This is a genomic window from Chitinophaga sedimenti (assembly GCF_023156195.1).
Classification (GTDB): domain Bacteria; phylum Bacteroidota; class Bacteroidia; order Chitinophagales; family Chitinophagaceae; genus Chitinophaga; species Chitinophaga sedimenti.
Genome location: NZ_JAKUKA010000001.1, coordinates 599,479 through 623,161, shown reverse-complemented (window position 1 = coordinate 623,161; position 23,683 = coordinate 599,479). Strand labels below are relative to the sequence as shown.

Below are 23,683 nucleotides of genomic sequence, written 5' to 3'. Positions count from 1 at the left end.
GTCCTAAAAAATTCTTAACGGAAATAGTTGCCGCATCATTCCCGCCGGCAGATCGGCCGGAATGTGACTTGTTCTACTTTAGATAATGGTCAGTTTTTACCTGATGCAGCTGTTCATCAGGGTGTGACTGTTACGGTAAGTGTTCTGCCTTCTATTTTAAAATGTACAAGTTTCGTTGATTCAAATATGTCGAGGATTTTGCTCAGTGGCATATTCCTGCTAAAAGTACCGTTCAGGTGTACTTTCTCCGATCCTTCATACACTACGTCTATATCATACCAGCGCTCCAGTTGTTTCATGATCACATCTATTCTCGTATCGTTGAACACGAACAGGCCGTTCTTCCAGGCAATGTTCGCGGCAACATCCACCTGTGAATTTACCGTTACCCCGTTCTCGCCCGAAAAGGCCTGCTGTCCGGGCCGCAACATCACCCCATCGACCTTCACCGCACCATTTACCAGGGTTGTCGATACACCGGCGTCCTCTTTATAGGCGCTGGTGTTGAACTCCGTTCCCAGCACTTCCACCTTTTTGCCATTCTCCATGACCACGATGAACGGCCTCGACACATGCGGCGCTACTTTAAAATAGCCTTCCCCCGCAGCTCTACCCGGCGTTCGTTGCCAGAGAGCGTGGTTTCGTAATACAAAGAACTGTTGGCGTTCAGCCACACTTCGGTACCATCGGGCAATATCAGCTGAAACTGACCGCCTTTGGGCGTAGTGAGCCGGTTATATTTCAGGGGACCGGGTATACTGCTGTTCACCGTATACGCTACCTGTCCCTGCCCTGTTTTGGCAATACCTTCGGCCAGTTGTCCGTTTGCGGCATCGTCCAGGTTTACTTCGGTGCCGTCATCGAGCGTAAGCACGGCACGGTTGCCACCGGGCTGCACTTCGTGCTGGTAGCGCGCCACCTGTTTTACTGCTGCAGTGCGGGGCCACAGCTGGTAAGTACCCGCAGCGGCCAGCAACAACACGGCTGCGGCGGCCGACCAGCGGAAAACCGGCCGTTTCCATACCGGCAACGTTTTTACCGGTGCTGCGGTCAGGTCTTTCAGTCGCTCCACCATGCGGTCTAACGCGATGGCCTCACTATGCAAAGGCGTCACCTGCGTGGAAAATGCCATCAGCGTTTCCTGCGCAACACCGTCGTAACGGTCGTCCTTTAACAATTCGGCCAGTTCGGCGGCTTCTGCTTCGGCAATGGTACCCTTATAGTACAGGCCGAGGAGCACCCGAACTTTCTGTTCGTTTGTCATTAACATGGTGGAATAGATGCTTGAAAATTAGGTTGCAACAAGGATATAACTAATGGGAAATGATTTAGGACTAGCCCCATCGAAAATATTTTTCAGAGTTGAATAAAAAAGGCCCCTGTACCGCGAATAAACCCGCGTACCGACTGCAACGCCTTCACCAGGTGGTTCTTTACTGTATTGGGCGACAAATGCAGGCGTTCGGCTATTTCGGGGATCGAGAGTTCTTCGTACCGGCTGAGGCGGTATACTTCCTGTTGCTGCGGCGGCAGGCGTAACATGGCCTCGTGCAGGAGCAGGCCGCTTTCCTTATAATGCAGGCGTTCTTCCGCTTCTGTGGCGCGCGACGAAGTATCGGGCGCCAGCTGGCGAAGCAGGTTTCCTTCCAGGGCCATCTTTTTAATATAAGTAAGCGAGAGATTGGAGGTGACGGTAAACAGCCAGGCGCGCACGTTATAAAGCTGCGCGTATTCATGACGATGCTGCCAGAGGCGCAAAAAGGCCTCCCGGACAATATCCTCGGCTACCGCCCGGTTTTTGGTGATACTCACGGCGAAAGGCAGCAGGTGCGGGAAATAATACCGGACGATTTGCTCGAACGCTTTCTCGTTCCCCCGTCCCGTTTCCCCAGCAGTGCCTGTTCGTTAATCAGATGTTCGGCCATTCGCGCTGCACTTATTCGGTCTTGTTTTTGGTTGAATCCGGGATAAATATAATAAAGGATCCGTACAAAAAGAAACTGCACGGGCGCGAAGCCTGTGCAGGAAAAATACCGAAAGAACGATATTACATGGTCTCTATTTTGCCGGATGCCCGGTGTCGCTATAGAGCGATGCCGTTTGGCGCGGCAGTTTGCCAACTTTGTTTCAGCCGGATAACGTAAGCAGTCATGATCGTTAACCGAAACATGACCGCTACTTCGCTTGCCAGCAAAAAAGCTATGGAGACTTGCAGGAGTGGCCGCACGAAAGTACCGTAAGGCAGGATTCCGAACTGTAGTACAAGTAGCATTCGCTTGTAGTAATTATACGACAGGTGTTTCTTGTTGAATTGGCTATTTTTGCACCTCGGTAACCATTAGTAAAGACCATTACCCCTATGATCAAGATGCTGCTTGCAGACGACCACGCGATTATCCGTTTTGGGTTGAAACAAATCATTACGGAAGCCTTTTCAAACGTGAGTATACGTGAGGCGACCACGTTCGATGAGGCCATCGGCATTGCCGGCCGCGAACCGATCGACCTGCTCATACTCGATATTAACCTGCCCGGCGGCAACAGCATCCAGATGCTCGATTCCATCCGCCTGCGGCAGCCGAAAATTAAAATACTCATCTTCTCCGCCCTCGAAGAACAGTTATACGCCATTAACTACCTCCAGGCCGGTGCAGACGGCTTCCTGCAAAAATCTTCCGAAGAAAGCGAGGTAAAAAAGGCGATAGAAACGATACTGGGGAACGAAAAGTACCTGAGCACCAGTACCCGCCAGCGTTTGCTGGACAAAGCCGGCGACAATCGCCATCAGAATCCGTTCGATAGTTTGTCTGCCCGCGAGGTAGACATCATGAACCAGCTGATCAAGGGCACACCGGTGGCGAAGATCGCGGAAATATTGAATCTCCACATCAGTACCGTGAGCACTTACAAAACGCGGCTCTACACCAAACTGGGCGTAACCAACATTATAGAACTGCTGGAGAAGATAAAGCCGCATAACTTCCAGGCCTGATCACCCTGATGGCGATCATAATTGCCGTACCACCGGATGGGCGGCGGTGTACCTGTATGCGCCCGCCAATGTGCTGCAACAACTCCATGACGATCAACAAACCGAGGCCGGTATGCGTAAATGCCTCCAACTCTGCCTCGTAACCCGCATTTCCGTAGTTATTGATCCAGTTGACCAGTGGCGTGGGCATGCCCGTTCCGGTATCATTTACATGCACGTGCATTTCGCCGGCCAATTCTTCCATATGAAGATGGATAGTCCCCGTGCGCGTATATTTCACTGCATTATCGAGCAGGTTATGCAGCACTACTGCCAGCAACTGCCGGCTGATGAGTACCGGCTCGTGAAATTGTATATCGTTGATCAGTTCCACTCCTTTAGCAGCAGCCAGGGGACGAAAGAAAGCGGCTTTCTCGCCCAGCAGCATGTCGATGTCGGCCACAACGGGCACGGCATCGGGCAATAACTGCGCCTTCATATAATCGACCATATTGTTCACCAGTTGCGACATGCGCCAAAGACTGTCGTACACCGCTTCACGCTCCTCTCCTTTTAACTCCGCGCTGCGTTTGGCGCTCTTTTCCAGTGCGGCCAGTACAAACTGCAGGGGCGTTTTAATATCGTGCGAGATGGCGGCCAGCAATCGCTGTTGCACATGTCCCTGTTTACGCAACTGCTCTTCCGAACGTTGCAACTGTTGCAGGTTAGCGCGCAACTCGAGCGTACGCGCTATTACGCGGCGTTCCAGCTGCATATTCTTCAGCAATTCGCGGTGTACGCGCCACCAGAAAAAGGCGAACACCAGCATACTTACTACCAGCGCCGCCATTATCCGGAACCAGGTGGTCTGGTACCAGGCAGGCAATACCTTTATCGCGTACATCCTTTCATACACAGCTTCCTGACCGAACCCACCCAGCTTACGCAGATGCAGATCATATCCCCGGAAGAAAGATTAGAAAAATCCAATGTCCGCTCACTGTTCACCGGCAGCCATAACAATTCCGCGGAACTCTTGTGGGGACGCAATGCATAATACAATTGCAGGTTGCCGGGGTCGCCGAAGTAAGGAGTACTCAGGTATAACTTCAGCTGTTGAAAATGATGTTCCAGGGTAAGGTGCTCCCCTAGGGGCACCGGCTTTTTATCTACTTCGATCCGGTCTATGAATACTTTACCACGCGGAAGTTCCGGCCGTATCTGCAACGGATCGAATTGTACGAGTCCATCCAAAGAAGGTAACGATACCTGCCCATTGCCCATTTGTACGGCGCAGGGTTCGCAGCCGCCGTTGAACTCGTTGGTATTGAACCCCTGGTCGCGGCCGTAGTACATGTAATACAGGTCGCCCTGTTTGCCGGCGGCATATTGCAAGGCATCCTGCCGGTTAAACTGGAATAAGCCTTTGTTCGTCGTTACCCAAAAAAGCCTTTCTTATCAGGAACAATGCAGTGCGCTGCGGCGAGGTACTGCCGGTTATCCAGCGGCAGCGGGGTTACGCGGCTGCCCTGGACTAAAAATATACCATCGTTATGGGTACTGACCCAAACCTCGCCGGGACGAGCCACATAAATACTGCGGACGTACTTGCCGTTCAGCGCCGCCATCGTATCTATCTTACCTGTGCTGATGCGGTAACGCACTAATCCGCTCACCGCCCCCACCCACAACACATCGGGCGACTCCTCCGCGAGATAACAGGCGTCCTTCAACTGCTCGCTCACCAGTTGCAGTGCCGACGCGGGGTGCAGGGCATCGGTCATGTACAATCCTGTTTCCTTTCCGCCTGCCCAGATGCGGTTTTTACTGTCAATGAACAGTTGTGTGATATCTTCTTTCAGTCGCTGCTTCCACAGTACTTTCTTTAATGTTTTATCGACATGAAAAAGACCTCCACCGTTTTTAAGCCAGTAGCTGCTGTCCGGAGCGCGCATAATGCTATAGTTATCCCAGGTAGTGCGTACCTGCGTAAACAAGGGTATTTCACGCGAACCGCGGTCGTCGAACAGCAGTCCGGCTGCGGATAATACCCCATTTGCGCCAAAAGGCGCCTGCGCGTAGTACGACTCCTCCTGGTCGCCATGCTTCAGCGTCCGGAACTGCTGGCGGGTGATCACGAACAGTCCTTTGATCACGCTGCCGGCAAAGAGGCGGCGGTTCCAATGGTCGTAATATAAGGATACGATGTTGTTAAGGGAGAAATTGAACCCCTCGGCCACCAGTGTGCTCTTTACCACACCACCCGGCGACAGCTGCCACCAGTAACAATGGCCGTTGTTATACACAAATGTTTGATCTGTGGCGGGATTCCAGTAAAGGTGGGCTTCCCTTTCAGGGCCGGCTGATCGCCGGTTACTTGTAAAGGATGTTCAGTAGCGGCATCCAACGATAACAGGCGGCCATCCCGTTGCAGGTAACAAAGCCTTCCGTCCAGTACCAGTAAACGGGTAGCATCCAGTTGCGGGATCGTAAGGGCATGTTTAATCTGCGCATCCTTCCGGAAGAAAACTGAATCCCTGTACACGATGTAACAGGCATCGGGGGCAGTAGCAAAGATGAAATGCGTATTCTTCTCGAAAATGAGCCCGGGATCGGGTATGACGGCCACTTCCAGGGCATCTTCGAACAGGTCGGACTGCATATACCCGTAACGGTCGGGGCGCAGGGGTATGTTTTCCATGCGGCCCAACCGGCTGGCGTACATCTTATTTTTAGCAGTAAGTACGTGCAGGCGGGCATCCCCTTTTTCGGAAGCGATGAAGAACATTCGACCTTCGATGGGGGCCACGTTGCCCTGGCTGTAGTTATGAAAACGCATGCCGTCGAAGCGCGTAAAACCCGCTTCGGTCAACAGCCACAGGAATCCGTTCTCGTCGGGGGCTATTGATTTTACGCTATTCTGCGGTAGTCCATTCTCGTCGGTGAAATGCCGTACAGTGTATGGGTTTTCATCTTTGGCTCCGCTTGCTGCATAGACGGTAGTGGCGCTCCACAGGAGCAAACAGCACCAGGTCAGTATCACAATTTTCATCTCGTAACATCCAGATAGCTACAAATATAGCAAAATAAGCTGCGGTTGTTCCCGGCCAACTATCATCGAAAAACCATATTTTGCGCGCAAAAAGATGAGAAAGAAAAAGGCACTCCTGTTAGTGTTAACCCTCTGCATGCACACGCTTTTGTTCGCCCAGTCCAATATCCCTTTTGAATTACTGCCTTCGGGTCACCTGCTGGTAAAAGCCAAAGCCGATGGCGTGGAAGGAAACTTCATTTTTGACACCGGGGGCGGACTTACGGTATTTACCAAAGTATTTTTCGATAAGCTGCGGCAGGTGAAAAAGCAGGACGGCGGTTATACCGGCTTCCGCGCCACCGGCGAGCGGCTGGACATTGACCTGTACAACGTAAGCAGCTTTGAATTTGGCGGTATCAAAAAGCCAATGCCGAATGCAGTTATATTGATGCAAACCTCGGCGGCATCGATGGTATTATTTCTTTAAAAGCACTGGAAACCGTGCCTTTTACCATCGACTTCTCCAAAAAGGTAATCCGCCTGGAAACCACGGCCAGCTTAGCCACCATCCGCAAAACCGCGAAAAGCATTCCCATTCAGCTGGAACAATCGCGCGATAAATCGCTTACGTTTTTCGGTTACTTTAAGGTAAATGACACCCTTACCCTGCAATTGTCGATGGACAGCGGCGCGGGCAAAGACGTGTTTCGCCTGAATTCGAAATTCATGAAAGTGCTGGGTATTAACGGCGACGATACTACGAAAGTACGGAAGATCGAGAAACGCAGTGAGTTTGACCAAAACCATATCTCCCACATCTACCTGGCCAAACTGGATAAATTGTCGCCCGTAGCCGCCCCGGCGATCAGCACCACTAACTTCCCGGTGCAGTTCCCGGATGGCCTTATCTACGACGGCATCATCTGGATAAACTGGCTGGGCCGGGAAATTACGATAGACCTGCCCGGCAAGGCATTGCTGGTAAAACAATAACATCATATCCCGGAAAACGAAAGTGCTCCGGGATTTTTTTACTATCTTGTAGCCTCATCCACCCTGTTCATATTCCTCCGTTTTTACTGGCTGTTAAATTGCTATCGATGCTGAAAAAATGGATTGTCCCGCTACTGCTGGCTGGCTTTACTACCACTATGACTGATGCACAAACTTCTTTCGACGTTCCGGGGTGATTGTAAACCACTCTCCCGCCTCCTCGGGCCGCTATATTGGTTCGCCCAGTATTTGCGTATTGCCGGACGGCAGTTACCTTGCGTCCCACGACTTTTTCGGTAAAAACAGCAATGAACGCGTGGCGGGTGAAGTGAAAATCTTCAAATCGCGCGACAAAGGCCTTACCTGGCACCCCATTGCCGAAATGACAGGGCAGTATTGGTCTAAATTGTTCGTGCACGGCAAAAACACGTATATCCTCGGCACCACCAAAGAGTATGGCGACCTCGTGATCCGCCGCTCTGTCGACGGCGGCCATCATTGGACGGAACCCACCGACAGCCTGCATGGCCTGCTGCGCCGGGGCCGGTTTCACTGTGCCCCCACTCCCGTGATTGAATATAAAGGCCGCCTGTGGCGCGCCGTGGAAGATGCAATGGGCGTTGTTCCCGGCTGGGGCAAAATGTTCGAAGCCTTTGTGATGAGCATTTCTACCAATGCCGACCTCCTGGATGCCGCCAACTGGCGTTACACCAATGCGCTGCCCTACGACTCCACCTACCTGGAGGGGAAATTCGGCGGCTGGCTGGAAGGCAATGCCGTGGTGCTGCCCGATGGCGGGATTCGCAACCTCCTGCGGGTACATTACCAACATAAAGGGGAAGAAAAGGCGGCTATTACTAATATTTCCCCGGACGGTACGACCGCCACTTTCGACGGCTTTATCGACTTCCCGGGAGGCGCTAAAAAGTTCAACATCCGCTACGATGCCACCACGCAGCTCTTCTGGACCCTCAGCAACTACGTACCTGCCGAATACGAAAGCGATAACCAGGAACGCGTACGCAATACCCTGGCCCTTTGCAGCTCCCCCGACCTGCGGCAATGGAAGGTGAACCACATTGTGCTGCAGCGCGCCAATACGGCTAAACATGGCTTCCAGTATGCAGACTGGCAGTTTGACGGCAAAGACATTATCGCGGTGGTGCGTACGGCTTACGATGACGCGGAGGGCGGTGCCGATAACCAGCACAATGCTAATTACCTTACATTTCAGCGGGTCGCGGACTTTCGCCAGTGGAAATAAAAGACGCCGCGCTGAGTGCGGGGAAGGTATATGGATCCTCTATGGTTCCTATAAGGGTGGTCAACACCATGGCGGGTTTCAGCGGACAAGCATATAGGATGCATAGAGGATCCATATAGGAATGTTAAGCCGGCATCACCGCACCCTCCTTTTCGTTCGGGAAGCCTTTTCCGGTTTCAATCAGCGGGCGCAGGCTTTCGTGCAGGTAACCGGTCCAGGCGCTGCTGCAAATGTCGTAACACTCATCGGCCGGCGTGAGGCCCTTTTGGGTAAAACGGACCTCTGTTTGCCCCTCCTTTTCCGTAATGTCGAAAATAATAGTGTTACCGATCCATTCGGTTTTGTCTTCGGTGAATTTGAAGTAATTGTCGAGCACCTGCCAGACCATCTTTTGCCGGGCTGCACCTCGGTCAGTTTCATGCGGCAGTGATGCAGATCGCGGGCGCTGTACTTGAATTCGTCGTGCAGCGCACTGGTGCCGCCTTCAATATTTTGGGACCACCATCCGCGCACATTGGCGATGGCGTTAAATGCTTCATCGGGCGTATTGCCGACGAGGAAGCTGGTGCTAAAATCGATGTTTTCCATGACCAGATATTTCCTACAAAATTAGGAGGCAATCGTTGGATGGAGCGGGGGTGAACGGACCAGTTAGCGGGGTGGAATGGACATTTTACTCCTGCGCCTTTGGCTGCAGGGCAACGATCACTGCCTCTATCAGTCCCAACGCCATATTCATCTTGTTACCGTCTTTATTGATCCACTTATCAGGCATCTTCTGGAAGACGTAAGGCTGTCCGTACATCGTGATGTGCAGTTCTTCAGGTGCACCCGTTTGCCTGTCGGCCGGTACCTTTTTTACCACGTAGAAAAAGTATTCACGATTCTCAAAATGGGCAGTCAGTTTTTCCGATGTCATGTTACGATATTAAAGGGCGACAAATATAGGCGTTTTATCGCCATTTCGGGATGCAAATGCGCAAATACGGGGTAAAACAGACATTCCGGCGGGCCGATCCGGACATGCAAATCCCCTACCTTTATCCTATGAAACAGATCACTATTCTCGTACCCGACGGACAAAACAACCTTGCCAGCATCATCGGCTGTTACCAGGTATTGCTGAAGGCCAACCAGTACTGGAAGGAGAAAGGGCGGGAAGTCCCCTACCAGGTGCGGCTGGCAGGCATCTCTTCCGAGGTAACGTTTTACGAGGACGTGTTTTCTGTGCGTCCCCATACGCACATCGGCAACATCCGGCAAACGGACCTGATCATCATTCCATCGCTGGATCACCAGTACGACCGCACCGTGAACAATAACGGCCCGCTGATACAGTGGCTGGCGGCGCAGTACAAACAGGGCGCGGAAATCGCCAGCGTATGCACGGGCGCTTTCTTACTGGCAGCATCGGGCATACTGGACGGAAAAACCTGCTCTACGCACTGGATTGTTGCCGAACAGTTCCGGCAACGCTTCCCGGACATCGATCTGCAACCCGACCGGCTGATTACCGATGAAAGCGGCATTTACACGAACGGCGGCGCGTATTCTTTCTTAAACCTCCTTCTCTACCTGATAGAAAAGAAATATGACCGCCCGACCGCTATCTACTGCGCCAAAGTGTTCCAGATTGAACTGGACCGGCAAAGCCAGTCGCCGTTCATGATTTTCGAAGGACAAAAAATGCATGGCGACGAGCTCATACAACAGGCGCAGGCTTATATAGAAGCACATCTGCATGAAAAAATATCAGTAGAAGCACTATCGGGCCGCTTTGCTGTAGGCAGGCGGCATTTCGACCGGCGATTTATAAAAGCCACGGGCAATACGCCGCTGGAGTACCTGCAACGGGTAAAAATAGAATCGGCCAAGAAAGCGTTCGAGACCAGCCGCAAAAATATCAATGAAGTGATGTACGATGTGGGGTATGCAGACGTAAAAGCGTTTCGGGAAGTATTCAGAAAAGTAACGGGAATGTCGCCGCTGGAGTACCGGAATAAATATAACAAAGAGGCGGTGGTGTAAACCAGGCCGCCTCTTCCGGGAGATTATTTGACTGCTACGCACCTGTAAAATTACCGTGACTGTTGTGCCACATAATGTTTGGTGGCCGCCTGTATGAACAGCGCCAGCTCCATGCTGGGCAGGCCGTTCACCGGGGTGTAACGGTTGTCTGCCACGTACAGTTCGCCAAGTTTGCGGAAGTACTCCAGTCGATCCATCCCCACTTTGCCGCCCGTAAACCGCATCACGATCACGTAACGGCGGTCGATCAGCTGCTGTACTTCGTGCGAAGCGGGATCGGCGTGCATTAATGCGGAGAGCTGTGTATTAAGTTCTTCCAGCTCTTGTTTCAGCGCGGCCATTTCTTCTTTCGTGATGCTGCGCAATGTGTCTTCCACGGCCAGGATCGTGGACTCTCCCCACCTGACCATGGCCTCTTTTCGCCAGGCATCCATCTTATCGCGGGGAATGCCTTCGTACAAATCTTCTACCTGTAACATACGGTTGTTTTTAAGTGTTACCAATGTGTTGTCAATGGTACCAACCAATGTGTCTATCCGCTCCTTCCGGGCCAACAGCGCCCTGCGATGACCTTCCAGCGCCTGCACCATGTCAAACGCCGGGTTGTCCAGGATGTCTGCAATTTCCTTCAGCGGGAAATCCAGTTCACGGTAAAACAGGATCTGCTGCAGCCGCAACAGTTCCTTTTCGCCATACAGCCGGTACCTGGCCTCGGTACGGACAGAAGGTTTGAGCAGTCCCATTTTATCGTACAGGTGCAGCGTGCGCACACTTACACCCGCCAATTGAGCCAGCTTTTTTACGGAATAATTGTCCATCGTTTGGATTTATACCTGTTCGGGAGCAAATATAGGGTATGACCTAAGGTTAGAGTCAAGGACTATTTTGCAGAAACTTGATTAATTTTGGCCGATGGGCTATAAAAGTTTACAAGACTGCATCAACGACCGGAACAGCATGGGCATTTAATCCGGATTAAACAGGAAGTAGACCCGTACCTGGAAATGGCGGCCATTCACCTGCGTGTGTACGAACACCGGGGCCCGGCGCTGTTGTTCGAAAATGTGAAGGGCAGTAAGTTCCCGGCAGTGTCCAACCTGTTTGGCACCCTCGGCCGGTCGAAGTTCATGTTCCGCGATACGCTGGAGAAAATTAAAACACTGGTAGATATTAAAGGCGATCCTGTAAAGGCCGTGAAGCATCCCTTCCGCTACCTGAACGTGGCCGCCACCGCTTTATCCGCGCTGCCGATGAAAACAGGCAGCCGCGCCCCGATCAATTTCGGCCGCACACAGATCAGCGAATTGCCGCAGATCGTGAACTGGCCCATGGACGGCGGGCCCTTTGTGACCATGCCGCAGGTGTATACGGAAGATCCGGATAAAGCCGGCATCATGAACGCCAACCTGGGCATGTACCGCATCCAGTTGGGCGGTAATGAATATGTTCAAAATAAAGAAGTAGGACTGCATTACCAGCTGCACCGCGGCATCGGCATTCACCAAACCAAAGCGAATGCTAAAGGCCAGCCCCTGAAAGTAAGCATATTTGTAGGCGGACCACCCTCCCATCCTTTATCCGCTGTGATGCCACTACCGGAAGGTTTGTCGGAGATGACATTCGCCGGCGCGCTGGGCAACCGCCGCTTCCGTTACTTTTATGACGAAGAGGGATACTGCATTTCAGCAGATGCAGACTTTGTGATTACCGGCACCGTGATGCCGCACGAGAATAAACCGGAAGGCCCGTTTGGCGATCACCTCGGGTATTACAGTCTTACCCATCCTTTTCCTGTGATGAAAGTAAGCCGCGTATACCACCGGAAAAACCCGATATGGTCGTTTACGGTGGTGGGCAGCCGCCGCAGGAAGACACCAGCTTTGGCGCACTGATCCACGAGATTACCGGCAATGCGATACCGCAGGAAATTCCGGGTGTAAAGGAAATACATGCGGTAGATGCCGCCGGCGTGCATCCCTTACTGTTTGCCATTGGCAGCGAGCGGTATACCCCTATTTGAAAGAACGTAAACCGCAGGAGATCCTCACGATCGCGAACCACATCCCGGGCAGCAACCAGCTGAGTCTTGCCAAATACCTGTTTATCTGTGCGCAGGAAGACAATCCCAACCTGCACACGCACGACATAGAAAAGTTCATCATACATATATTAGAGCGCATAGATCCTACCCGCGATTTGCACTTCTATACGAATACTACTATTGATACGCTGGATTACACGGGCAGTGACCTGAATGCAGGCAGTAAAGTAGCCATTGCCGCCGCGGGCGACAAACGCCGCGAGCTGTGGCGCGAAGTGCCGGCGAATTTCAGCCTGCCACGGCCATTTACCAATTACAAGATGGTGATGCCTGGTGTGCTCGCGGTAGCAGCACCAGCCTACAACAAACAGGCCGAAGCAGAGATCAGTATATTAAATGATTACCTGAAAGACGCTAACCTGGAAGGTTTACCGCTGATGGTATTGTGTGATGATGCCGGATTTACGGCCGCGAGCATCAATAACTTTGTGTGGGTAACATTTACACGCAGCAATCCATCGCACGATATGCATGGCATTAACAGTTTTACCTGGCATAAACATTGGGGTTGTAATGGTCCGATCATTATCGATGCGCGGATTAAACCGCACCACGCCCCCCGCTGATCAATGATCCCACGGTAGAGAAACGCGTGGACGAGCTGGGGAAACAAGGTGGAGTGTTACATGGAATTATTTAAATTGATAACAGCCGCGCGGAATGCGCGGCTTTATATTTACCAGCGTTTCTTCCCAAAACTATAAGACACGGATACCGACGGCCCGTTATACTTCCAGGCCACATCGCCCAACAAACCATTACGCTTCCCATCCACATCTAAATGAAGCATGTTATACCCCACCGCCGCACTAAGGCTCGGAATGACCTGGTAGTTTACCTGTACAGACCCGGAGAAAATATTGCCATTGATGTCATCTACTTTTAATGCCATGTATGATGCCTCCGCATTCAGCGCCCATCGCGGTGCGAACGCAAAACCGCCCCAGATGCCTGCATCGGGCATAGGCGCTGTTACATCATAATCGTCCTTTATATCGAGTCCGTCGCCGGCGCCGGTCAGCGCAATGCCCATATTTGTTTTCACTACATGCGCGCCGATCATGAGTCCTGCTTCGTACCTGCTGCCCTGGAAAATAGCATAACCAAAGGAACCGCGGAAAATGTCCGCATTAAAATAGGCGTCGGTCTGCCCGTTTACCTGGTAAGTATTTTCGCCGAACTGAATGGTGCGATCCAGCTGGTGGGTGGCGCTGCGGTGCAGGCGGTAATAACTGAAATCGAATCGTGCGCGGCTGGTAGCGCGCCATTGCGCATTAGCTAAAAAGGTGTGGACCTGGTTGCTAAACCCAAGATCATCTTCAAGGTTCACCTTGGTACCGAGCAGTTCGTTATTGGTCACTTTTACATCGGTCGTGTTAAGCGCAAGGAAGTAGCCGCCGGTAACCTTAAAACGCTGCACGAACCAGGGAGCCTGCGGGTACGCGGCCGTAGCTGCGGTAAGGCAGCACAGCAACAATAGTAGTTTCTTCATAAGATGATGGTTTTTACAGATGAGCGCCATTGCACCGGTGCCGCCCTTTATTCATCAAAATAAAAGCCAAAGGAAATAAAAAAGCCTATATACTTTGTAATACAAAGTGCTTTCCATTATATTTGTATCAGTTTCCTAAAATGATATAATATGACAAAGAGAAACGGTTTGACGTTGCCGCCTGTCCACAGCGGCGGACTGATCAAAATGATGCTGGCCGGCCTGGGCATTGCGCTCGTGCTGATAAGCCTGTTCATCTTTAAAGTGAACAACCCGGATCCCAACTGGGGCTCCAACTGGCGGATACGTCCGCTCATTATTACGCCATTGGCCGGTGCAGCCGGCGGTGCGTTCTTTTATTTGATGAGTCGTTTTGGCCACGAAGGCGGATGGAAAAAGTAATGATGTTACTTGTTGGGCTTATCGGTTTCCTGTTCGCGCTCTGGATCGGCACTATCCTGGGGCTCGACGGTACACTGTGGGATTAACACCGCTGTTTTAACATGTTGCCCGGGCTTCCACAACACGTGGCAGCCTGTGGCGTTTAACCCTGCCTGCCACAGATTGTGTCTAAATAAACACACCGGTACACCTCCTTTCATGAGTCCCCTACCCGCCTATTTATCAGCCTGTTACAACGTAATGTTAAGAAACAGGTACGCTGTTTGCATTTTACTGTGCAAATACTAATTAATCGTTCACACACCAAACTGAAGTTTTATGAAATCCATTCTGAGCGTTATTGGCGCATTACTTTTGACAGTATTTATCTTTTCCTCCTGCAGCAAAGACAAAGACCCAGCTGACACCGACATCTTCGCCGGCACCTTCCGTGGCAAAACCGGTTACACAGATGCAGACAAAAACATCAGCCAGGACAATGGCAGCGTGTTCGTTACCAAAGTTGGCAGAAACTACAACTTCCGCTTCGCGGATGGTATTCCTGATTTAACAGGTGTAGAGTTCCAGAACAGCGATGACAACACCATGGTGAATATCGGTTCCAGCGGAACAGGCGTGATTACGATCAACAAGGATAAATTGCAGATCGCGTTTACGCGCGATGGCAAAAGCTGGTCGGCAGATTGTACGAGATAACGTACACCATTAAAAGACAAAAGAGGATGTCTCAGCTGAGGCATCCTCTTTTTTTTTATTAGTATATTCATCAAACATCTCTGCCGGAAGGTGATATAAGAGGAGGCTATTTAAATATAGAGTAAATTGATGGCCATGATGAATACTATAACTTACTTTTATACCCACAACGACGAACAACGAGCGTAAGGCAATTGTTCATTTAACACCACAAACTGATAACTAATGGAAAAAGGATCAAACGACATCAGCAAATGCCCGTTTCATAATGGCAGCATGAAACAGAACGTTGGCGGTGGCGGCACCAGGAATCGCGACTGGTGGCCCAACCAACTAAAACTCAACATCCTTCGGCAGCATTCTTCCTTGTCGAACCCCATGGAAAAAGATTTTGACTATGCTGAAGCGTTTAAGAGCCGGGACCTGGAAGCGGTGAAAAAGACCTGCATGCACTTATGACTGATTCGCAGGACTGGTGGCCGGCAGACTTTGGCCACTACGGACCACTCTTTATCCGCATGGCCTGGCATAGCGCCGGTACTTATCGCGTAGGCGACGGTCGCGGCGGCGCTGGGGCGGGACAACAACGTTTTGCGCCGCTGAACAGCTGGCCGGACAATGTAAGCCTCGACAAGGCCCGCCGTTTATTATGGCCCATCAAACAAAAATATGGCAACAAAATTTCCTGGGCCGACCTGCTGATCCTGACCGGCAACGTTGCCCGGAATCAATGGGCTTTAAAACATTCGGTTTTGCCGGCGGCAGGGCCGACGTATGGGAACCGGACGAAGATGTATACTGGGGCTCAGAAAGAACCTGGCTGGGCGGCGATATCCGTTATGCCGACGGTTCCGAAGGGGTACCTAAAGAACATGGTGTAGTATCCTCCGACGATGATGCGGACGGACATAAGCATAAATCACGCAACCTGGAAAAGCCTTTGGCGGCGGTGCAGATGGGGCTTATTTATGTAAACCCGGAAGGCCCGGATGGCAATCCCGACCCGGTTGCGGCAGCGAAAGACATCCGTGATACGTTTGGCCGCATGGCGATGAACGACGAGGAAACTGTAGCGTTGATCGCCGGGGGCCACACCTTTGGTAAAACACACGGTGCGGCGCCTTCTTCTCACGTAGGTAAAGAGCCCGAAGCGGCCGGACTGGAACAGCAGGGCCTCGGCTGGCATAACAGCTTTGGTACGGGTAAAGGTGGCGATACCATCACCAGCGGCCTGGAAGTAACCTGGACGCAAACACCCACGCAATGGAGCAATCACTTTTTCGAAAACCTGTTCAATTTTGAATGGGAACTGACGAAAAGCCCGGCCGGCGCTCACCAGTGGGTAGCCAAAACCGTAGACCTGGTGATCCCCGATGCACATAACAGCGGCAAAAAACACCTGCCCACCATGCTCACCACCGATCTTTCTTTGCGATTCGATCCTGTTTATGAGAAAATATCCGGGCACTTCCTGGAAAACCCGGATGCTTTTGCCGATGCGTTTGCCCGGGCATGGTTTAAACTGACACACCGCGATATGGGCCCGCGCGCCCGGTATCTCGGCCCGGACGTGCCCTCGGAAATCCTGATCTGGCAGGACCCGATCCCGGAAGTGGACCATCCGCTGGTAGACGCTAACGACATCGCCAGCCTGAAAGAGAAAATACTGGCTTCCGGCCTTTCGGTATCCGAACTGGTGTCTACCGCATGGGCTTCGGCCTCCACTTTCCGCGGCTCCGACAAACGGGGCGGCGCCAACGGCGCACGTATTCGTCTCGCTCCGCAGAAACACTGGCGCGTGAACAATCCACCGCAGCTGGAAAAAGTGCTGAAAGTGCTGGAAGGTATTCAGCAATCGTTTAATAAAAAGGTTTCGCTGGCCGACCTGATCGTACTGGCAGGTGGCGTAGGTGTGGAGAAAGCGGCGAAAGCAGCCGGACAAAATATCACGGTACCGTTTACCCCCGGCCGCATGGACGCTTCCCAGGAACAGACCGATGTAGAATCAATGGCTTTCCTGGAGCCGGTTGCCGATGGTTTCCGCAACTATAAGAAAACACAATACACCGTTTCTACCGAAGAACTGCTGATCGACAAAGCGCAACTGCTGACGCTGACGGCGCCCGAACTGACGGTACTCGTTGGGGGCCTGCGTGTACTGGAAGCGAACTATGATGGTTCTAAAAACGGGGTACTGACTACCCGTCCCGGCCAGCTGACCAACGACTTCTTTGTGAACCTGCTGGATATGCGTACCGCCTGGAAAGCAACTTCCGAAGACAAGGAACTATACGAAGGCAGCGACCGCGCTACCGGCGCTTACAAGTGGACCGGCACCCGCGCAGACCTGGTGTTTGGCTCAAACGCCGAATTGCGTGCGATTGCCGAAGTATACGGCAGCTCCGATGCAGGTGAGAAGTTTGTGAAAGACTTTGTAGCAGCATGGACCAAAGTGATGGAGCTCGACCGGTTCGACCTGAAGAAGTAATACATCAACATAAAAAGGCAAAAGCCTCCGGTGTAAACCGGGGGCTTTTTTATGCGTGGCAGGTTTTATAACGTAGCCTGTACGATTTATAACAAGCTGTTGTTACCAGGCGTATCCGTCGCCGGCAAGCAAATAATAATCCCTGTAGCGAAAGTAATTATCGTCGTAATAATCGTGTTCCACATTCGTAGCCACGGTCGTGGAATAACTGCTGCCCGTGATGGAGTAATCGTTGATATAGGCATTAGACCCATCGTACCACGACACGCGCAGGTTGATGGTCAGTCCCGTCAATGCAGTGGGAATTTCGCCGAGTGCATCTTCATAAAAATAGAGCACCACATCGCCATAACGGCCATTACCGAGCGTGTATTCATTTTCCCACACCAGCCGCACGTACACAGTATTGGTAACACCATTCGCGGAAGTGACCTGTAAAGGTTGCAGCGGTGCAACGGACCGGGCATCTGACTGGAAAGCGGCCAGCAGCAGGCAGGCCAGGAGCAATACGTTTTTCATACGGGAACAATTGAAGGATTAAAAATCAAAATGTCCCATACAAGATACGCCCCGGTACTGCCGGCATGTTGCAGTCACTAGTAAATCAGCCGCAGCCGGATCGTTTCGGGCAGTGCGCGTAGATCCTTCAGGAATGCGGGTCCGTAACCTTTATCGATATCGGTGATCACGTAGCCCACCTGTTGATTGCTCACCATGAACTGCGCTACGATATTGAGCTGATGTTTCGCGAACACGCCTTCGATATTCACCATGGCGCCGGGAACGTTGTGATGGATGTGTACCAGGCGGTGCGCGTTTGCGGTGCGCGGCGGCTGAAAACCGGGGAAGTTAGCGCTATGCTGCGTACTGCCTTCGTTCATAAACGCGATAATGGCCTCCACGGCAGCTGCGCCGTTGAAGAGCACCACACCTTTTGCACACGCGTCATTGGCCAGCGCATTGCTGCCGTTGCCGTCGATGATGCCGATCGTTTTTAGTTTCGGCGCCTGTGCCAGCATTTCCGGCGTGGGTTGATGTGCGGACTGGCATACCAGCATACCTGCTTCACGCAGGCCGGCAGCCTCAATTTGGGTTCTGATATCGACCTGGTACCCTTCTTTCTGAAATGCCGCTACCACATTCGCATCAACGTTGCCCACGATGAGGCAGCGGATACGGTTTTCGGGTACGACATGGCACGGGGAAGGTTGTTGATGTACAGGAATTCGTCGAGGCTCGGCGTTACGTGATCGGCTTTTTCGATCACTTTTTACGGGCAATGTTCTCTGTAAATGCGAAGAATTTTTTTACCAGTCCGGATTCCTTCAGCTGGTAATCGGAATAGCCGTCGCCAATACCATAAATATCGCCTTCGAGCGCCAGTTCCTTCAGCAGCGTTACTTTCCCCCTTCTTTGGAGAGTGGGTTGTTGCGGTCGTAGCCCGTAATATTACCGGCCTCGTCGAACGTAAACGTATTGGCGTAAATGTTTTCCGGTTTGATGTGATAAGCGGTTACCACCGGTGTAATGAACTCCTTAAACCCACCGGATACGATCAGGACACCATCCTGGTGTTCTTCGAAAAACACGGTATTGCGGGCAAACGAGGGCGATACCTTTCCTTTCAGGTGCCGCACAAGCTCGTCGAGGTGCGAGCGGTTCGCCTGCAGCAGTTGTACGCGGCGTTCCGTGCTTTCGGAAAACGACAGGTTGCCTTCCATGGCCAGGTTGGTCAGGTCTTCGATCTGCTGATAAACCGCTTCCCGGTCGGGATTGTCTTTCAGGGAAATACGGGCCAGCTCGTCGAGGGCCTCCACCTGTGTAAAGGTGCTGTCGAAATCGATGATGAAAAAGTCCATTTGGTTGAGGTGTTTCGCTTTGCGGGGGCAAAAGTTGCAAATTTCAGGGACTTTTTCAGCGAAATATTTGGCCGCCCGCTATGCTATCGTAAGAGGATCCTAAGAGGATGGTAACTAAAACCATACTGAAACCCCAGTAAAATGGCGAAAGTTAGTTACAGTTAGTTACAATTCAGTTAGGATCCTCTTAGGATCGTGTTATGATCGAAAAAGGACATTTGCAGTTCACCACCTGGAAAGACCGTGGCCACCACCCGGAAGACCCGTTGCCACCAATCGGCGGATTTCCGTACAGGGCGTTTACGCTACTTTTGACATATGCAGTTATACCAGACATATAAAAAGCCCCCTGCATTATACAGGGGGCTTCAATATCAAGCGCAGCGGTTAAGCAGGAATATCGCCCTGGACCTCACGCTCCCAGAAGCGGTGCATACCAATGGCTGCGATAAAACGCTTCGCCAGCTTCTGAGGCTGTTTATCCAATACAACGCCCATATCCTGTTGCACGCCTTCCGCATCCGGTTTTGTCAATACCTTTTTGGCAAAATAAGTAGCTTCCAGTACAGGTTGCGCCGCTGCATCAAAAGCAATTGCCTTACAATGCCGGAAGGCTTCGTTCAGGAAGTGTACAGCATCGGCATCGGCTGCGATCGTTGCCACACTCACCTCCCCTCCGGGCACATACACTGCATCGTACAGTACAGAAGCCACGGTGAGCAGACTTTTATCCACCGGAACATCCGCGCCGCCCGCGCCTTGTATAACACCCAGCCTCGGAGCGATCACCTCGGGTACGGCCCCAGCGCTTGTCAACGCGTTCTTTATGGCAGACAATGCGCTTTCATCTACTCCATCAGCAGCCAGTATCGCCACTTTCCGCGTACGGACATCACCATTGGGGGAGCCCGCCATACTCAACGCCGCCGACACCTGCAAAACACTTTCTCCTTTTACAGGTTGATATTTCTTCGGATTACCGTCTGCCGGGATGCTATGGTTAATTGGCTGCTCCGGCTTTTTAGGCACCTGCATGCCCGGGTTGTAGGCCACCTTCGCAGCCAGACTTTTATCTACCTGGGAAAGAATACCCAGCATGCGCTCCCTCACCGCCACCGTTTCTACTTTACCTAATTCGAAACTGAAGGCTTTAATGATATGCGCTTTTTCTGCATCAGACTGGCTATTGTAAAAGAGCGTAGCCTGGCTGAAGTGATCGAAAAAGCTGCGGCTGCGCTCCCTTACCTTACCGGCATCAATTTTCTCTGCGTAAGAGGCAAAACCACCTTCGGCCCATTTAGCCTGGAATGGACAACCGCCACCCAACGAATTGGGATGATAACTGGTCCGCCCTTTGTTTATCGTTTGCCGCATGTGGCCATCGCGCTGGTTATTGTGCACGGGCACCACTGGCCGGTTAATCGGTATTTCCCGGAAGTTGGGACCGCCGAGGCGTATCAGCTGCGTGTCTGTGTACGAAAAAGCCGGCCCTGCAACAGCGGATCATTCGTGAAATCGATGCCCGGTACTACATGCCCCACATGGAACGCTACCTGCTCGGTTTCGGCGAAAAAGTTATCCGGATTGCGATTCAGGGTAAGTACTCCTACGCGTTGCACGGGCACCAGTTCTTCAGGAATAATTTTGGTGGGATCCAGCAGGTCGAAATCGAACGACATTTCATCTTTCTCGGCAACGATCTGCACGCCCAGTTCCCACTGCGGGAAATTGCCACTCTCGATTGCTTCCCAAAGGTCGCGGCGATGGAAGTCGGGATCTTTACCGGAAATTTTCTGGGCTTCGTCCCAGGCCACACTATGCACGCCTTGTAGCGGCTTCCAGTGGAATTTTACAAAGCACGCCTTGCCCTGTTCATTTACCAGGCGGAAAGTATGCACACCAAATCCCTCCATCATCCGGTAACTACGCGGAATGGCGCGATCGCTCATTACCCACATGATCATATGAGCCGATTCGGGCATGAGTGAAATAAAATCCCAGAACGTATCATGCGCCGAAGCCGCCTGCGGCATTTCGTGATGTGGTTCCGGTTTTACGGCGTGGATCAGATCGGGGAATTTAATCGCATCCTGGATAAAAATACCGGCATATTATTCCCCACCAGGTCGAAATTACCTTCCTGCGTATAAAACTTAACAGCAAAGCCGCGAACATCGCGGGCCAGGTCGGTGGAGCCGCGTGAGCCAGCTACGGTGGAGAAGCGCACGAACACCGGCGTTTCAATAGTTGTGTCGTTCAGAAAAGCCGCTTTGGTATATTTACCCAGCGGTTCATACAATTTGAAAGTGCCATGAGCAGCAGAACCGCGCGCGTGCACAACCCGCTCTGGTATGCGCTCATGGTCGAAATGCGTCATCTTTTCGCGGAAAATAAAGTCTTCCATTAACGTGGGACCGCGATCTCCTGCTTTGAGCGAGTTTTGGTCGTCGTTTACTTTTACCCCGGTATTAGTCGTCATTTGCTGACCAGTGCTGTCTTCGCGATCGGGGTTCAATTCCTGCAGCTTCTGGTTTGGAGAATCGGCAACGATGCCCTTGTTTTTTTGATAGGCATTGTAAAAGTTTTGTGTGAGGAAAGCTGATAGGACACAATTTTCATGCCCCTACCGTTGCCACATCACAACAGGTTATTTACAGCGACCTTAATTTCTCTTCTTCCAGATCGATATGATGCAGGAACTTCCGGATCACCTCCTCATCGATGCGCTCATAATTCTTATTTTTCATTAACAGCAGGGCGCGTTGCTTCTCGAGTACATCGAGGTAAATCGTCTTCCGTTCACCAACGGCCACGGCGTCTTCGCCCAACAATTGCAGCTCCCAGTTGTTAGCGAGTCGTTGCAGGCCGGGGTTGGCGGTAAGTGCCGCTTTATGGTTTTCGTTGAGATAATCCAGGGCCGTTTTAGCGAGCGATTCCCGGATCCTGGCTTCTACTTCCTCCTCGGGGATGTGATCGTCGAACGCCGGCAGCTTTATTTTCCGGATCATTACCGGCAGGGTGAGGCCCTGTAGTACCAGGGTAACCAATATCACCACGAACGTGATGTATAAAATGAGGTTGCGTTGCGGAAAGGCCACCCCGTTATTAAACATAACGGGAATGGATAAGGCTGCGGCGAGCGACACTACCCCGCGCATGCCGGTCCAGCCCAGCAAGAGCGGCGCTTTTAAACCGGGACTGCGATCGGCCACGGTAATAAAGTGGCTGGCAATCCAGGTCACGATCACGGCGCCATAAGCGGCCAACATACGGCCAACGATCAGTACCAGCGCAACCAGCAAGCCGTAGCCGGTAGCATCCACGAAGCTGGTGCCATCTTTTTTAGCCCTTCCACAATTTCGGGAAGATCGAGCCCGATGAGCAGGAATACGAGCCCATTCAGCAGAAACGTAACACTTTGCCACACATTTTCGCCCCGCAACCTTGAAGAGCCGCTGAGAAAGGCATGCCGGTGATACGACAGGAAAAGGCCGCCACTTACCACCGCCAGCACACCGGAACTATGCGTGGCTTCCGCGGCCATGTACATCGCGTAAGGCGTTACCAATGTGAGTACCGTGTCCATATTCACATCCGTCGGCAGCATTTTATGCGCTTTCAGGAAGACAAATCCAACCGCCAGCCCTATTAACACGCCACCAATCACCATCCAAACAAAACTAAGAGCGGCCTGGTACCACACGAACTGCCCGGTCGCCACGGCGATCATGGCAAACCGGAAAATGATGAGGGACGAGGCGTCGTTGAGCAAACTTTCCCCTTCCAATATGGACGACATCCGTTTCGGCACTTTTACGAACTTCAGGATGGCCGCGGCGCTCACCGCATCGGGCGGCGACACGATGCCTCCCAGTACAAAGCCCAGCGCCAGCGAGAAACCGGGGATAAAAGCATTGGTGATCAGCGCTACGGAGATAGCGGTCAGGAACACCACCACGAAAGCAAAACTGCCGATGATCCTGCGCCAGTGCCAAAGTTCTTTCCAGGAATTGGACCAGGCGGCATCATAAAGCAATGGGGGCAAAAAAATAATGAAGATCAGCTCCGGATCGATTTTTAAGACCGGCACACCGGGAATAAAACTGAGCAACAGGCCGGCGAGCACGAGCAGCACGGGGTAGGCCACCCTTATTTTGTTGGCCAGCATGATCAGCAATACGATCAAAACAACAAATCCGAGGTAAAATGGAAAATGATCCAGCATTGAAAGGCGTGTATTTGCATTGAAGTTATGCTGGCAAATCTATTAAATAAATATACACTATTACGTCGATTTAATTTCTTCGTACAGCCGTTCTCCCGTATCTTCACGTCCTATCCCTATATGCTGTAAC

At 51.9% G+C, this 23,683-nt stretch carries 29 protein-coding genes and 3 pseudogenes; 13 read left to right on the top strand and 19 right to left on the bottom strand.

Features of this window, described 5'->3' with window-relative positions:
- Nucleotides 1–116: 116 nt before the first annotated feature.
- The 3 genes and pseudogenes from MKQ70_RS37570 to MKQ70_RS03675 all read right to left on the bottom strand — a co-directional run.
- Nucleotides 117–572, bottom strand: coding sequence for a FecR family protein (locus tag MKQ70_RS37570; protein WP_308198921.1), 456 nt, complete (start codon nt 570–572; stop codon nt 117–119).
- 8 nt (nt 573–580) lie between these two features.
- Nucleotides 581–1,264, bottom strand: coding sequence for a FecR domain-containing protein (locus tag MKQ70_RS03680; protein WP_308198920.1), 684 nt, complete (start codon nt 1,262–1,264; stop codon nt 581–583).
- A gap of 92 nt (nt 1,265–1,356) precedes the next feature.
- A pseudogene (locus MKQ70_RS03675) lies at nt 1,357–1,854 on the bottom strand (RNA polymerase sigma-70 factor); the annotation flags it as partial.
- A 505-nt stretch (nt 1,855–2,359) separates the two neighbouring features.
- Between MKQ70_RS03675 and MKQ70_RS03670 the strand changes: the two are divergent.
- Nucleotides 2,360–2,992 (top strand): response regulator, encoded by a 633-nt coding sequence (locus tag MKQ70_RS03670; RefSeq protein ID WP_248068154.1) that lies wholly within the window; start codon nt 2,360–2,362, stop codon nt 2,990–2,992.
- Here MKQ70_RS03670 and MKQ70_RS03665 read toward each other — a convergent pair.
- The 4 genes from MKQ70_RS03665 to MKQ70_RS03650 are packed head-to-tail and all read right to left on the bottom strand — an operon-like array spanning nt 2,946 to nt 6,023.
- Nucleotides 2,946–3,875 (bottom strand): sensor histidine kinase, encoded by a 930-nt coding sequence (locus MKQ70_RS03665; RefSeq protein WP_248068152.1) that lies wholly within the window; start codon nt 3,873–3,875, stop codon nt 2,946–2,948. The genes MKQ70_RS03670 and MKQ70_RS03665 overlap by 47 nt on opposite strands.
- A complete protein-coding gene (locus MKQ70_RS03660) occupies nt 3,863–4,366 on the bottom strand; it encodes a hypothetical protein (RefSeq protein ID WP_248068150.1) in 504 nt (167 codons plus the stop codon). Before MKQ70_RS03660 ends, MKQ70_RS03665 begins: the two co-directional genes overlap by 13 nt.
- Before the next feature lie 41 nt (nt 4,367–4,407).
- Complete coding sequence (locus tag MKQ70_RS03655) at nt 4,408–5,277, bottom strand: ligand-binding sensor domain-containing protein (protein WP_248068147.1); 870 nt, start codon at nt 5,275–5,277, stop codon at nt 4,408–4,410.
- On the bottom strand, nt 5,223–6,023 hold the full coding sequence (locus tag MKQ70_RS03650; RefSeq protein WP_248068146.1) for a two-component regulator propeller domain-containing protein: 801 nt from the start codon (nt 6,021–6,023) through the stop codon (nt 5,223–5,225). Before MKQ70_RS03650 ends, MKQ70_RS03655 begins: the two co-directional genes overlap by 55 nt.
- Nucleotides 6,024–6,117: 94 nt before the next feature.
- Between MKQ70_RS03650 and MKQ70_RS03645 the strand changes: the two genes are divergently transcribed.
- The 3 genes from MKQ70_RS03645 (at nt 6,118) to MKQ70_RS03635 (ending at nt 8,262) form a co-directional block, all read left to right on the top strand.
- Nucleotides 6,118–6,492 carry an aspartyl protease family protein gene (locus MKQ70_RS03645; protein ID WP_248068145.1) on the top strand — a complete coding sequence of 125 codons (375 nt, stop codon included), beginning with the start codon at nt 6,118–6,120 and terminating at the stop codon, nt 6,490–6,492.
- A 14-nt stretch (nt 6,493–6,506) separates the two neighbouring features.
- Nucleotides 6,507–6,998: a hypothetical protein gene (locus MKQ70_RS03640; protein ID WP_248068144.1), complete on the top strand. Its 492-nt coding sequence runs from the start codon at nt 6,507–6,509 to the stop codon at nt 6,996–6,998.
- 193 nt (nt 6,999–7,191) lie between these two features.
- Nucleotides 7,192–8,262, top strand: coding sequence for a sialidase family protein (locus MKQ70_RS03635; RefSeq protein ID WP_248068142.1), 1,071 nt, complete (start codon nt 7,192–7,194; stop codon nt 8,260–8,262).
- A 124-nt stretch (nt 8,263–8,386) separates the two neighbouring features.
- Here the strand turns inward: MKQ70_RS03635 and MKQ70_RS03630 are convergent, their stop codons facing one another.
- Nucleotides 8,387–8,650 (bottom strand): SRPBCC family protein, encoded by a 264-nt coding sequence (locus tag MKQ70_RS03630; protein ID WP_248068140.1) that lies wholly within the window; start codon nt 8,648–8,650, stop codon nt 8,387–8,389.
- A gap of 41 nt (nt 8,651–8,691) precedes the next feature.
- Between MKQ70_RS03630 and MKQ70_RS03625 the strand changes: the two genes are divergently transcribed.
- Nucleotides 8,692–8,904, top strand: coding sequence for a hypothetical protein (locus MKQ70_RS03625; RefSeq protein ID WP_248068138.1), 213 nt, complete (start codon nt 8,692–8,694; stop codon nt 8,902–8,904).
- Between the two features lie 31 nt (nt 8,905–8,935).
- Here MKQ70_RS03625 and MKQ70_RS03620 read toward each other — a convergent pair whose 3' ends face one another.
- Nucleotides 8,936–9,181, bottom strand: a complete 246-nt coding sequence (locus MKQ70_RS03620) for a hypothetical protein (RefSeq protein WP_248068135.1) — start codon at nt 9,179–9,181, stop codon at nt 8,936–8,938.
- 128 nt (nt 9,182–9,309) lie between these two features.
- Here MKQ70_RS03620 and MKQ70_RS03615 point away from each other — a divergent pair, with 128 nt between their 5' ends.
- Nucleotides 9,310–10,290 (top strand): GlxA family transcriptional regulator, encoded by a 981-nt coding sequence (locus MKQ70_RS03615; RefSeq protein ID WP_248068134.1) that lies wholly within the window; start codon nt 9,310–9,312, stop codon nt 10,288–10,290.
- A 50-nt stretch (nt 10,291–10,340) separates the two neighbouring features.
- Here MKQ70_RS03615 and MKQ70_RS03610 read toward each other — a convergent pair whose 3' ends face one another.
- Nucleotides 10,341–11,108 (bottom strand): MerR family transcriptional regulator, encoded by a 768-nt coding sequence (locus MKQ70_RS03610; protein WP_248068129.1) that lies wholly within the window; start codon nt 11,106–11,108, stop codon nt 10,341–10,343.
- 186 nt (nt 11,109–11,294) lie between these two features.
- Here MKQ70_RS03610 and MKQ70_RS37565 point away from each other — a divergent pair, with 186 nt between their 5' ends.
- From MKQ70_RS37565 to MKQ70_RS37555, 3 genes are read left to right on the top strand one after another with little or no spacing between them, the layout of a single operon-like run.
- On the top strand, nt 11,295–12,182 hold the full coding sequence (locus MKQ70_RS37565; RefSeq protein WP_282456200.1) for a UbiD family decarboxylase: 888 nt from the start codon (nt 11,295–11,297) through the stop codon (nt 12,180–12,182).
- The gene (locus tag MKQ70_RS37560; protein ID WP_282456199.1) at nt 12,125–12,310 is read left to right on the top strand and encodes a UbiD family decarboxylase domain-containing protein; all 186 of its coding nucleotides are present in this window, start codon (nt 12,125–12,127) and stop codon (nt 12,308–12,310) included. The genes MKQ70_RS37565 and MKQ70_RS37560 overlap by 58 nt, the downstream gene beginning before the upstream one ends.
- The gene (locus MKQ70_RS37555) at nt 12,307–12,957 is read left to right on the top strand and encodes a UbiD family decarboxylase domain-containing protein (RefSeq protein WP_282456198.1); all 651 of its coding nucleotides are present in this window, start codon (nt 12,307–12,309) and stop codon (nt 12,955–12,957) included. Before MKQ70_RS37560 ends, MKQ70_RS37555 begins: the two co-directional genes overlap by 4 nt.
- Before the next feature lie 110 nt (nt 12,958–13,067).
- On the opposite strand, the gene MKQ70_RS03600 is transcribed toward MKQ70_RS37555, so the two are convergent.
- The gene (locus MKQ70_RS03600) at nt 13,068–13,883 is read right to left on the bottom strand and encodes a hypothetical protein (protein ID WP_248068126.1); all 816 of its coding nucleotides are present in this window, start codon (nt 13,881–13,883) and stop codon (nt 13,068–13,070) included.
- A gap of 150 nt (nt 13,884–14,033) precedes the next feature.
- Here MKQ70_RS03600 and MKQ70_RS03595 point away from each other — a divergent pair, with 150 nt between their 5' ends.
- The 4 genes and pseudogenes from MKQ70_RS03595 (at nt 14,034) to katG (ending at nt 17,469) form a co-directional block, all read left to right on the top strand.
- The gene (locus MKQ70_RS03595) at nt 14,034–14,285 is read left to right on the top strand and encodes a hypothetical protein (protein WP_248068123.1); all 252 of its coding nucleotides are present in this window, start codon (nt 14,034–14,036) and stop codon (nt 14,283–14,285) included.
- A 318-nt stretch (nt 14,286–14,603) separates the two neighbouring features.
- Complete coding sequence (locus MKQ70_RS03590; RefSeq protein ID WP_248068121.1) at nt 14,604–14,981, top strand: hypothetical protein; 378 nt, start codon at nt 14,604–14,606, stop codon at nt 14,979–14,981.
- A gap of 225 nt (nt 14,982–15,206) precedes the next feature.
- Nucleotides 15,207–15,440, top strand: coding sequence for a hypothetical protein (locus tag MKQ70_RS37550; protein WP_282456197.1), 234 nt, complete (start codon nt 15,207–15,209; stop codon nt 15,438–15,440).
- Nucleotides 15,437–17,469 (top strand): annotated as a pseudogene (gene katG / locus MKQ70_RS03585) (catalase/peroxidase HPI). The gene MKQ70_RS37550 and the pseudogene katG overlap by 4 nt, the downstream one beginning before the upstream one ends.
- A 102-nt stretch (nt 17,470–17,571) precedes the next feature.
- Here the strand turns inward: katG and MKQ70_RS03580 are convergent.
- The 8 genes and pseudogenes from MKQ70_RS03580 to MKQ70_RS37530 all read right to left on the bottom strand — a co-directional run bounded on the left by MKQ70_RS03580 (nt 17,572) and on the right by MKQ70_RS37530 (nt 23,553).
- Nucleotides 17,572–17,988 (bottom strand): hypothetical protein, encoded by a 417-nt coding sequence (locus MKQ70_RS03580; RefSeq protein WP_248068119.1) that lies wholly within the window; start codon nt 17,986–17,988, stop codon nt 17,572–17,574.
- 77 nt (nt 17,989–18,065) lie between these two features.
- Nucleotides 18,066–18,629 carry a Rossmann-fold NAD(P)-binding domain-containing protein gene (locus MKQ70_RS03575; protein WP_248068116.1) on the bottom strand — a complete coding sequence of 188 codons (564 nt, stop codon included), beginning with the start codon at nt 18,627–18,629 and terminating at the stop codon, nt 18,066–18,068.
- The gene (locus MKQ70_RS37540) at nt 18,602–18,736 is read right to left on the bottom strand and encodes a hypothetical protein (protein WP_282456195.1); all 135 of its coding nucleotides are present in this window, start codon (nt 18,734–18,736) and stop codon (nt 18,602–18,604) included. The genes MKQ70_RS03575 and MKQ70_RS37540 overlap by 28 nt, the downstream gene beginning before the upstream one ends.
- Before the next feature lie 130 nt (nt 18,737–18,866).
- Nucleotides 18,867–19,328, bottom strand: a complete 462-nt coding sequence (locus MKQ70_RS03570) for an HAD-IB family phosphatase (RefSeq protein WP_248068113.1) — start codon at nt 19,326–19,328, stop codon at nt 18,867–18,869.
- Nucleotides 19,329–19,715: 387 nt separating this feature from the next.
- Nucleotides 19,716–20,363, bottom strand: a complete 648-nt coding sequence (locus MKQ70_RS03565; RefSeq protein ID WP_372490088.1) for a DJ-1/PfpI family protein — start codon at nt 20,361–20,363, stop codon at nt 19,716–19,718.
- 72 nt (nt 20,364–20,435) lie between these two features.
- Nucleotides 20,436–21,807 (bottom strand): annotated as a pseudogene (locus tag MKQ70_RS03560) (catalase); the annotation flags it as partial.
- A 172-nt stretch (nt 21,808–21,979) separates the two neighbouring features.
- Entirely contained in the window at nt 21,980–22,651 is a 672-nt protein-coding gene (locus tag MKQ70_RS37535; protein WP_308198916.1) for a cation:proton antiporter domain-containing protein, read from the bottom strand.
- Nucleotides 22,609–23,553, bottom strand: coding sequence for a cation:proton antiporter (locus MKQ70_RS37530; protein WP_282456194.1), 945 nt, complete (start codon nt 23,551–23,553; stop codon nt 22,609–22,611). The genes MKQ70_RS37535 and MKQ70_RS37530 overlap by 43 nt, the downstream gene beginning before the upstream one ends.
- Between the last annotated feature and the right edge of the window lie 130 nt (nt 23,554–23,683).

What these genes read in the sequence shown, in the direction of transcription:
- MKQ70_RS03680 (WP_308198920.1), bottom strand. Translation starts at nt 1,264, where the DNA reads ATGACAAACGAACAGAAAGTTCGGGTGCTCCTCGGCCTGTACTATAAG.
- MKQ70_RS03670 (WP_248068154.1), top strand. Translation starts at nt 2,360, where the DNA reads ATGATCAAGATGCTGCTTGCAGACGACCACGCGATTATCCGTTTTGGG.
- MKQ70_RS03665 (WP_248068152.1), bottom strand. Translation starts at nt 3,875, where the DNA reads ATGTACGCGATAAAGGTATTGCCTGCCTGGTACCAGACCACCTGGTTC.
- MKQ70_RS03650 (WP_248068146.1), bottom strand. Translation starts at nt 6,023, where the DNA reads ATGAAAATTGTGATACTGACCTGGTGCTGTTTGCTCCTGTGGAGCGCC.
- MKQ70_RS03645 (WP_248068145.1), top strand. Translation starts at nt 6,118, where the DNA reads ATGAGAAAGAAAAAGGCACTCCTGTTAGTGTTAACCCTCTGCATGCAC.
- MKQ70_RS03630 (WP_248068140.1), bottom strand. Translation starts at nt 8,650, where the DNA reads ATGGTCTGGCAGGTGCTCGACAATTACTTCAAATTCACCGAAGACAAA.
- MKQ70_RS03625 (WP_248068138.1), top strand. Translation starts at nt 8,692, where the DNA reads ATGCAGATCGCGGGCGCTGTACTTGAATTCGTCGTGCAGCGCACTGGT.
- MKQ70_RS03620 (WP_248068135.1), bottom strand. Translation starts at nt 9,181, where the DNA reads ATGACATCGGAAAAACTGACTGCCCATTTTGAGAATCGTGAATACTTT.
- MKQ70_RS03615 (WP_248068134.1), top strand. Translation starts at nt 9,310, where the DNA reads ATGAAACAGATCACTATTCTCGTACCCGACGGACAAAACAACCTTGCC.
- MKQ70_RS03610 (WP_248068129.1), bottom strand. Translation starts at nt 11,108, where the DNA reads ATGGACAATTATTCCGTAAAAAAGCTGGCTCAATTGGCGGGTGTAAGT.
- MKQ70_RS37565 (WP_282456200.1), top strand. Translation starts at nt 11,295, where the DNA reads ATGGCGGCCATTCACCTGCGTGTGTACGAACACCGGGGCCCGGCGCTG.
- MKQ70_RS37560 (WP_282456199.1), top strand. Translation starts at nt 12,125, where the DNA reads ATGGTCGTTTACGGTGGTGGGCAGCCGCCGCAGGAAGACACCAGCTTT.
- MKQ70_RS03600 (WP_248068126.1), bottom strand. Translation starts at nt 13,883, where the DNA reads ATGAAGAAACTACTATTGTTGCTGTGCTGCCTTACCGCAGCTACGGCC.
- MKQ70_RS03595 (WP_248068123.1), top strand. Translation starts at nt 14,034, where the DNA reads ATGACAAAGAGAAACGGTTTGACGTTGCCGCCTGTCCACAGCGGCGGA.
- MKQ70_RS03590 (WP_248068121.1), top strand. Translation starts at nt 14,604, where the DNA reads ATGAAATCCATTCTGAGCGTTATTGGCGCATTACTTTTGACAGTATTT.
- MKQ70_RS37550 (WP_282456197.1), top strand. Translation starts at nt 15,207, where the DNA reads ATGGAAAAAGGATCAAACGACATCAGCAAATGCCCGTTTCATAATGGC.
- MKQ70_RS03580 (WP_248068119.1), bottom strand. Translation starts at nt 17,988, where the DNA reads ATGAAAAACGTATTGCTCCTGGCCTGCCTGCTGCTGGCCGCTTTCCAG.
- MKQ70_RS03570 (WP_248068113.1), bottom strand. Translation starts at nt 19,328, where the DNA reads ATGGACTTTTTCATCATCGATTTCGACAGCACCTTTACACAGGTGGAG.
- MKQ70_RS03565 (WP_372490088.1), bottom strand. Translation starts at nt 20,363, where the DNA reads ATGCAGGTGCCTAAAAAGCCGGAGCAGCCAATTAACCATAGCATCCCG.
- MKQ70_RS37530 (WP_282456194.1), bottom strand. Translation starts at nt 23,553, where the DNA reads ATGCTGGATCATTTTCCATTTTACCTCGGATTTGTTGTTTTGATCGTA.